Here is a 7796-nt window from a genome sequence, read left to right on the forward strand (position 1 = left end):
GGCCACCACGCTGGCGGGCCTGCTGCTCACGCTGTGTGGCGCGGCGATGTGGGCGTCGTCCAACATCGTGGCGCGGCTGGCACAGCAGCACAGCCCGGGGTTTGATCCGTTGGCCTTTGTGATCTGGAGCAGCCTGGTGCCGGTGCTGCCGTTCATGGCGCTGTCGGCTGCGTTCGACCCCGACGCCGCACGCTGGCTGCAGTGGCAGACGCTGGCCAACGTGCCGCTGCTGTCGTGGGCCGCCGTGGCCTACTTGGGCTGGGCCGCCACCATCGTGGGCTACGCGCTGTGGACCAACCTGCTGCAGCGCTACCCCGCCAACCGCGTGGCGCCCTTCAGTCTGGCGGTGCCGGTGGTGGGCCTCACCGCAGGCTGGCTGCTGCTGGACGAGGGCGTGGCGCCCTGGCAGTGGGCAGGCATTGCGCTGGTGGTGGCGGCGCTGGCCTGTGTGGTGCTGGGGCCCCGACTACAAGCCAAAATGGCCGGTAGCGCTAGTTGAATATGCCTTAACAGCTATCAACTAGATAGCAAACAACGACAGCACTGCCTACAGCAACCTGCGCCGCGCAAAGCGCACCACGGTCACCCCGGCACGTGCCTGGCGCACCGAGGGCATGACCAGCACGCAGTCGTCGTACGGAGTGACCACCGGCACGCTGTCGTTGTCACCAATCACCGTGCCCGCCTTCTCGAACACCTCAAGACCCGTGTACGGCGCCACAAACCGGAAGGCGCTGCTGGTAGCGACCACGGGGCCGGTCACCTCCAGCGCCCACTGGCGCGGTGCGTCGGGCAGGCGCCAGCCAGGCAGCTGCTGCGCCAGCGCGTCGGCGCTCAGTGCGCCAGACTGTTCGATGAAGCGCACGCACTGGTCCTGCGCCACGGCGCGGCTGGCCGGGTCGCCATGGAAGCCACATTCGATGAGTAGCGAGCGGGTGCCGTTGTCGTCCAGGTCGCCAAACCGGCCGTAGTCGCGCATGCGCACGCCGTCCTTGTGGCCGGCGTCCACCACGATGTGCTCGGGCGAGCGCATGGCGCGCGCCAGCGCCAGGTTGCGCGGCTGGATGCCGGTGAGCAGCAGCGGCGCCGAGGGCTCGTGCATGGAATGGATGTCGAGCAGCCAGTCGGCCTGCGCCACCCACGGGCGCAGCGCGGCGGCGCGGCGGCGCTCGTTGGTGTTGGCCGCATCGATGCGCTCGTCCAGCCACTGGCGGTTGAGGTCTTCGTCGGTGAAGCGCGAGGCGTCGTGGTTGCCAGGGTCAAACCGGTCGAAGGCATCGAGGTTGCAGAACGCCAGCGTGAGCGTGCCCTGCTGCGGGCGCACACCGGCGTCGAGCAGGCCTTTGAGCGCCCAGGCGCCGCACAGCTCGTTGCCATGCACCAGGGCGCTGATCATCACGTGGCGGCCGGGCCGGCCCGAGTCGAAGTGCCACACGCCTTCGGTGCCGGTGTTGCCAACACGCCAGGCGCTGATGTCGGGGGCGGGCAGCGCAAACACCAGGGGTTGCACGGATGCGGGGGGGAGAGTGCTGCTGCTCATTCTTCGATCTTGGCGAATTCAACAATCTTCTTGTACTTGGCCACTTCGGTGGTCAGGAACTGGTCGATGTTCACGGTGGGCGAGGCCACGGTGGAACCGCTGGCTTCCATCTTCTTGCGGAAGTCCGGCGATTGCAGGCTGTCGGCCAGTGCCTTCTTGAGCTTGTCGGTCACCGGCTTGGGCAGGTTGGCCGGTGCCATGAGCGCAAACCACACGCTGATGTCCACGTTCTTGTACTGCGGCGACTCGGCCAGCGCGGGGATGTCGGGCGTGGTGGCAGAGCGCTTGGCCTCGGTGGTGCCCAATGCAATCACCTTGCCGCTCTTGATGTGCGGCAGGCCGCTGGAGAGCACGAACACGCCGTACTCCAGGTTGTTGCCCATGAGGTCGCTGGTGAGCGGCGCCACGCCCCGGTAGGGGATGTGGGTCATGAACAGCTTGCCTTGCTCCTTCACGGCCTCGCCCGCCAGGTGCAGCGCCGTGCCCACGCCCGAGCTGCCGTAGCTGAACTTGCCGGGGTTCTTGGACACCTTCTGCGTGAACTCCGCCATGTTCTTGACGCCCGCGCCGGTGGAGGCCACCAGCACCAGCGGCTGGGAGGCAATGAGACCGATGGCGGTGAAGTCCTTGATGTCGTACTTGACCTTCTTGGTCACGAGCTTGTTGATGGCGATCTCGTTGTTGGCGCCCACCAGCAGGGTGTAGCCGTCGGGTGCGGCGTTGGCCACCTTCTGCGCACCGATCGCGCCACCGGCACCGCCCAGGTTCTCGATCACCACCGGCACGCCGAGCTTGTTGCCCAGCTCGGTGGCCACCGTGCGCGCGGTCAGGTCGGTGCTGCCGCCGGGCGGATAGCCCACCACGATGGTGATGGGCTTGCTGGGGTAGGCGTCTTGCGCGATGGCAGGGGCAGCGAGAACGGCCAGGCCGCACAGCAGTGCAGCACGGCGCAGGGGACGGACGGTGGTCATGGTGAAACTCCTTGGCAAAGGCGTGGGGCTGAATGGGGCGGGTGAGGTATGGATTGGATTGTGAAAAACCGGCCCCTGGCTGTTGGTGCCAAAACGGCACCAGGTCGTGCTGATTCACGATGCCTGCCACGGGGAAACCCGCAGGTCTCTCACCGTGGACGCGCGCTCATCAGCGCTGCGCCAGGGCCTTCCACAGCGCCTCGGCCAGCGGCCCCAGGCGGCGCTTGGGGCGATACAGGCGCACGTCAAAACGCACCTCCATGCGGGCGTCACCCGCCAGCGCGAGGCGCTGGGCCTTGCAGTCGGCAAACACCATGGACCAGGGCAGCCACGCAACGCCGAGGCCTTTTTGCACGTATTCGTAGTGGGCGTCGGCCGAGTCGCACTCCACCACGCGCTGCAGCCGGGGCGCATGGGGGTTGTGCGCCAGGTGGTCTTCCACCAGCCGCCCCAAGGCCAGCTGGGGGGCGTAGGCCAGGTAGGGCACCAGCGTGGCGTCGGGCCCGAACCGGTGCAACGCCTGCCCCTGCGCCGTGGCGCGCGAGACGGGCACCAGCCGGTCGGAGGCCACCGTCAGGTGCGTGAACTGCCGTGCATCGAGCCGGATGGCCAGGGCCGGGTGGTGGTACACGAGCGAAAAATCGGCCTCGTTGCGCTCCAGCATGCCCACGGTGTCGGCCAGCGCCCGGGTGCGAATGCACAGCTCGCCGCCTTGCAAAATGGGCTGCAGGCGCACCAGCCAGTCGGCCACCACGGTGCGCGCCAAGGTGCGGCCCGTGGCCAGGGTCACGGTGCGGGCCTGCCGCCCGGCCAGGCTTTGCAGCTCTTCGTGTGACTGGGTGAGGCTACGGGCCAGGTGGCCGGCGGTCTCCAGAAAACTCTGCCCGGCGGGCGTGAGGGTGACCGGGCCACCGCTGCCGCGCTCCACCAGCGGCGTGCCAGCCCAGGCCTCCAGCGCGCGGATGCGCCGGCCAAACGCGGGGTGGGTCACATGCCGCAGCTCCGCCGCGCGGGTGAAGCTGCGCTCCTGCGCCAGCACGATGAAGTCTTCCAGCCATTTCAACTGCATCGTCGGCTCCTGAAGGGGCGGCTGTCCGGTCGGTGGGCTGGTGCCTGGGCTGTGCCAGCCCCGTTAGAGGACCAGACACCGCGGTCGGAGTGAGAGCGCTCAGCCCCGGGCAGCTTCCAGAACGCCTCGGGTGCGCACGGCTTCTGCACGCGCGGCCGCAGCAAAGTCCTCGCCTTTGGACGCGTAAAGAATGGCCCGCGACGAGTTCACGATGATCGGCCCGTCACTGCGCAGCCCGGCGCGCACGGTGGCGGCGGCATCACCACCCTGGGCACCCACGCCCGGAATCAGCAGCGGCAGCGTGGGCGCGATGGCACGCACGCGCTCGATCTCCTGCGGGTAGGTGGCGCCCACCACCAGGCCGAGCTGGCCGTTCTTATTCCAGGGGCCTTGCGCCAGACGCGCCACATGCTCGTACATGAGCGGCTGGCCCTCGACGCTGGCCAGGCGCTGGGTCTGCAGGTCGTCGCCGCCGGGGTTGGACGTGCGGCAGAGCAAAAACGCGCCCTTGCCGTGGTAGGCCAGATAGGGCTCGATGGAGTCGAAGCCCATGAAGGGCGACAGCGTGACGGCATCGGCACCGTAGCGCTCGAAGGCCTCCTTGGCGTACTGCTCGGCCGTAGAGCCGATGTCGCCGCGCTTGGCGTCCAGGATCACCGGCACCTGCGGTGCGTTGGCCCGCATGTGCTGCATCAGGCGTTCGAGCTGGTCCTCGGCACCATGCGCGGCAAAGTAGGCGATCTGCGGCTTGAAGGCACACACCAGGTCGGCGGTGGCGTCCACGATGGCCGCGCAAAAGTCATAGATCTTGCGGGGGTCGCCCTGCATCGCGGCGGGAAACCGCGTGGGTTCAGGGTCCAGGCCCACGCACAGCAGGGAGTTGTTCTGTGCCGTGGCGTCGCGCAGCATGTCGGTGAAGTTCATGGGGCGTGATTTTAGGTGGGTGGGCACGGGATGCCCCCGTCGGGGATCGTGATCGTCGAGGAGAGGCTCTGCGAAGCAGAGGTTTCGGGCACCCCGGGGGGTGCCACCGGGCAACAAAAAAGGCCGTCGAGACGGCCTTTTTTCGGTAGCACAGGGAGCAACAAGTCCCTGGTGAGAAAGAACGATCAGCGGGGCACAGCCAGCAGGCGTTGCACGTCGCGGTCGTTGGGCAGCGCGTAGTCGTAGCCACGCACGATGCGGCTGTCTTCGGTGCGCACGAGCTTCAGGCTCACGTAGGTGTAGTTGGCGGCCGCAGAGTAGGTACCCACCAGCACCAGCGAGGCATTATGGTTGCGGGCAATGTCCTTGATCTCACGCGACAGCAGCAGCTCGCCCTGGCCTTCGCGCACGAACACGTCACCGCGCAGCTTGATTTCCTTCACGTTGAAGCCGCTGGCCGCCATGCTGGTGGCGTACTGCTCGGACAACGTGCGGCCCAGCGGGGCGGCGCGGCTGAGGTCGTTGACGTTGACCACGGTGGCCACGAGCACGGGCCCGCCACCCAGCGAGTTCATGTCGAAACCGGTGGTCAGCTTGGTCACCGCGTCGCGGCTGCTCTGGATGAACTGGCTGCTGGCGGCTTCCTGGTAGGTGGGCTCGACGCGCACCGGCGCAGCGTTGTTGGCGCAACCGGCCAGCACCACGCCGGCCAGCACCGTCAGAAGAAGTGCGGGGGTTTTCATTGCGAGACAACCTTCATGTTGACGTTCTTGTACGAGGGGCGCGTGAACAATGGGGTGTCAGCGTTTTCCAGGTAGTACACGTCGGTCTTGCGAGCCAGGTACTGGCCGCCGCGCGTGACGGTGGTGGTCAGAATCAGCTCGGTGTTGGTCGGGCCACCGGAGTTGATGCTGTTGGCATAGTCGGCGGCGATCGACAGACCCAGGCCTGCGGCCAGCTGGGCGTCGATGTGCTCATGGCGCAGACCGTACGCGGCAAACAGGCCTGCAGCCAGCATGGTGAACTGACCAGGGATGAAATGCGGGCGGTCGCTGTTGTGGCGCACGACCTGGATACCGTAGGAGACTTCCAGGGCCTGGCCCAGGTTCTGCTGCACCACGGCGCCGTTCTGGACCAGTTTGGTGATCAGGAACTCGCGGAAGGCGGTTTCAAACTGCGTGGCATTGGCGGGCAATGACACATGCAGGGGGGTGTTGGGGGCCACGCCGGCCTTGTCCAGGGTGCTCAGCGTCTGATTGACCACATCGCGCGAGACCAGGTCCCAATGTCCGGCGGAGCGAACCTTGGGCTGCGAGGTGTACTCGAAATTTTCCGCGACGGGAATAGGCGCCCTCTGTGCGCACCCCACCAAAGTTGCCACAGCGCCAGCCAGCACGGCCAAGCTGATTGCCTTTGAAAACGACATGATTCCCTCCTACGGACTGAATTTGCGAGGATCCGAACAGATGCGACCCGCACGATTGAAAAATAATTCTGGGCGGTATCCTCAACAAAAACAAGAAAAAATTACGCTAACTACGCTCCGGCGTACACAGTTCGTTGTTTTTGGTCACAGTTGTGTGCCGATGCAAGGCGTGTAAGCAGGCAGAGCCACCTTTGCGGTGGCCCGCCTTGCATTTGCTTACACGGAAGCGGCTGCGCGCTGCTCCAGGATTTCGAAAGCGGGCAGCTTTTTGCCTTCAAGCACTTCCAGGAAAGCGCCGCCACCGGTGGAGATGTAACCCACTTGCTTATCGATGCCGTACTTGGCAATGGCGGCCAGCGTGTCGCCACCGCCCGCGATGCTGAAGGCCGAGGATTCGGCAATCGCCTTGGCGAGTTGCTTGGTACCGTTCTCAAAAGCGGCAAACTCGAACACGCCCACGGGGCCATTCCAGACGATGGTGCCAGCAGACTTGAGCTGGGCCGCGAGGCGGGCAGCCGTCTCGGGGCCAATGTCCAGGATCATGTCGTCGGGCGCCACGTCCGTGGCGGCCTTCACCGTGGCGGGGGCATCCGCAGCAAAGGTCTTGGCCACGACCACGTCGGTGGGAATCGGCACCTCGGCGCCACGCGCCTTCATGGCAGCCATCACGGACTTGGCGGCGTCCAGCAGATCGGGCTCAGCCAGGCTCTTGCCGATGGGCAGGCCGGCCGCCAGCATGAAGGTATTGGCAATGCCGCCGCCCACGATGAGCTGGTCCACCTTGTCGGCCAGGCTTTGCAGGATGGTGAGCTTGGTGGACACCTTGGAGCCCGCCACGATGGCCGCCAGCGGGCGCTGAGGATGGGCCAGGGCCTTGGTCAGGGCATCGATCTCGGCCGACAGCAGCGGGCCGGCGCAGGCAATGGGGGCGTACTGCGCGATGCCGTAAGTGGTGCCTTCGGCGCGGTGGGCGGTGCCAAACGCGTCGTTCACGAAGATGTCGCACAGCGCGGCCATCTTGCGTGCCAGCTCCTCTTTGTTTTTCTTCTCGCCCACGTTCAGGCGGCAGTTTTCCAACAGCACGATCTGGCCGGGTGCCACTTGCACACCGTCCACCCAGTTGGCGACCAGCGGCACTTCACGGCCCAGCAGTTCGGCCATGCGCTGGGCCACGGGGGCCAGGGAGTCCTCGGGTTTGAATTCGCCTTCAGTCGGGCGGCCCAGGTGGCTGGTGACCATGACAGCGGCACCGGCGTCCAGCGCCATGCGGATCGCGGGAATGGAGGCACGGATGCGGGTGTCTTCAGTGATGTTGCCGGCGTCGTCTTGCGGCACGTTCAGGTCGGCGCGGATGAAGACGCGCTGGTTGCGGGCCTTGCCCTGGGCGCACAGATCGGAAAAGCGAAGGATGTTCATGGGGGAAGGTTTCCTGGAGGGGCCGGTGGATCACGGGCGCCATTTTAGGCGGCCCTGCTGACGCGGCCGGCCGCCGCCAGCACCTACCAGCCCCAGCCGATGTGCAGTGGCAGATACACCGCCATGCCCACCAGAATGGTGCCCAGGATGCCCCGGCGCCAGAAGTAATACACGCTGGCGAACAGCACGGCCGGCAGGCGTGCGTCCATGAAGGTGTCGATCAGCTCGCCCTGCACCATGAGGATCTCGGGTGCAATGACGGCGGTGAGCGCTGCCAGCGGGGCATATTTGAGGCCCCGCTTGAGCCAGTCGGGCAGGGGCAGCTCACGCTCCGGGATCATGAAAAAAGAGCGTGACACCACCGTGATCACCGCCAGGCCCACAGTGGCCAGCAAGGAATAGATCCAGGACCAGCTCATGGGTGGCGTTCCTCCCGCAGCGGCACCACAT

Annotated in this window: 9 protein-coding genes; 1 reads left to right on the plus strand and 8 read right to left on the minus strand. The window is 66.3% G+C overall.

Annotated features, from left to right (window positions below; genetic code table 11):
* Positions 1–499 (plus strand): EamA family transporter (locus DBR23_RS13175; RefSeq protein ID WP_146191334.1); only part of this gene is annotated, 499 nt, incomplete at its 5' end.
* Positions 500–547: 48 nt separating this feature from the next.
* On the opposite strand, the gene DBR23_RS13180 is transcribed toward DBR23_RS13175, so the two are convergent.
* From DBR23_RS13180 to DBR23_RS13215, 8 genes are all read right to left on the minus strand, one after another.
* Positions 548–1540 carry a succinylglutamate desuccinylase/aspartoacylase family protein gene (locus DBR23_RS13180; RefSeq protein ID WP_108498560.1) on the minus strand — a complete coding sequence of 331 codons (993 nt, stop codon included), beginning with the start codon at positions 1538–1540 and terminating at the stop codon, positions 548–550.
* Positions 1537–2511, minus strand: a complete 975-nt coding sequence (locus tag DBR23_RS13185) for a tripartite tricarboxylate transporter substrate binding protein (protein ID WP_056067894.1) — start codon at positions 2509–2511, stop codon at positions 1537–1539. The genes DBR23_RS13180 and DBR23_RS13185 overlap by 4 nt, the downstream gene beginning before the upstream one ends.
* Before the next feature lie 169 nt (positions 2512–2680).
* Entirely contained in the window at positions 2681–3580 is a 900-nt protein-coding gene (locus DBR23_RS13190) for a LysR family transcriptional regulator (protein ID WP_056067892.1), read from the minus strand.
* Between the two features lie 99 nt (positions 3581–3679).
* Complete coding sequence (pyrF, locus tag DBR23_RS13195; protein ID WP_056067889.1) at positions 3680–4504, minus strand: orotidine-5'-phosphate decarboxylase; 825 nt, start codon at positions 4502–4504, stop codon at positions 3680–3682.
* Between the two features lie 185 nt (positions 4505–4689).
* Positions 4690–5247, minus strand: a complete 558-nt coding sequence (locus tag DBR23_RS13200) for a FlgO family outer membrane protein (protein WP_056742900.1) — start codon at positions 5245–5247, stop codon at positions 4690–4692.
* Entirely contained in the window at positions 5244–5930 is a 687-nt protein-coding gene (locus tag DBR23_RS13205) for a hypothetical protein (protein ID WP_056067885.1), read from the minus strand. The genes DBR23_RS13200 and DBR23_RS13205 overlap by 4 nt, the downstream gene beginning before the upstream one ends.
* 216 nt (positions 5931–6146) lie before the next feature.
* A complete protein-coding gene (locus DBR23_RS13210) occupies positions 6147–7346 on the minus strand; it encodes a phosphoglycerate kinase (protein WP_108498561.1) in 1200 nt (399 codons plus the stop codon).
* 83 nt (positions 7347–7429) lie between these two features.
* Positions 7430–7765: an AzlD domain-containing protein gene (locus tag DBR23_RS13215; protein WP_108498562.1), complete on the minus strand. Its 336-nt coding sequence runs from the start codon at positions 7763–7765 to the stop codon at positions 7430–7432.
* Between the last annotated feature and the right edge of the window lie 31 nt (positions 7766–7796).

The sequence above is a fragment of the Acidovorax sp. HMWF018 genome (assembly GCF_003061035.1).
In the GTDB taxonomy this organism is placed as follows: Bacteria; Pseudomonadota; Gammaproteobacteria; order Burkholderiales; family Burkholderiaceae_C; genus Acidovorax; species Acidovorax delafieldii.

Coding starts and splice junctions, on each gene's coding strand:
- DBR23_RS13210 (WP_108498561.1), bottom strand. CDS start 7,346: ATGAACATCCTTCGCTTTTCCGATCTGTGCGCCCAGGGCAAGGCCCGC.
- DBR23_RS13205 (WP_056067885.1), bottom strand. CDS start 5,930: ATGTCGTTTTCAAAGGCAATCAGCTTGGCCGTGCTGGCTGGCGCTGTG.
- pyrF (WP_056067889.1), bottom strand. CDS start 4,504: ATGAACTTCACCGACATGCTGCGCGACGCCACGGCACAGAACAACTCC.
- DBR23_RS13200 (WP_056742900.1), bottom strand. CDS start 5,247: ATGAAAACCCCCGCACTTCTTCTGACGGTGCTGGCCGGCGTGGTGCTG.
- DBR23_RS13185 (WP_056067894.1), bottom strand. CDS start 2,511: ATGACCACCGTCCGTCCCCTGCGCCGTGCTGCACTGCTGTGCGGCCTG.
- DBR23_RS13215 (WP_108498562.1), bottom strand. CDS start 7,765: ATGAGCTGGTCCTGGATCTATTCCTTGCTGGCCACTGTGGGCCTGGCG.
- DBR23_RS13190 (WP_056067892.1), bottom strand. CDS start 3,580: ATGCAGTTGAAATGGCTGGAAGACTTCATCGTGCTGGCGCAGGAGCGC.
- DBR23_RS13180 (WP_108498560.1), bottom strand. CDS start 1,540: ATGAGCAGCAGCACTCTCCCCCCCGCATCCGTGCAACCCCTGGTGTTT.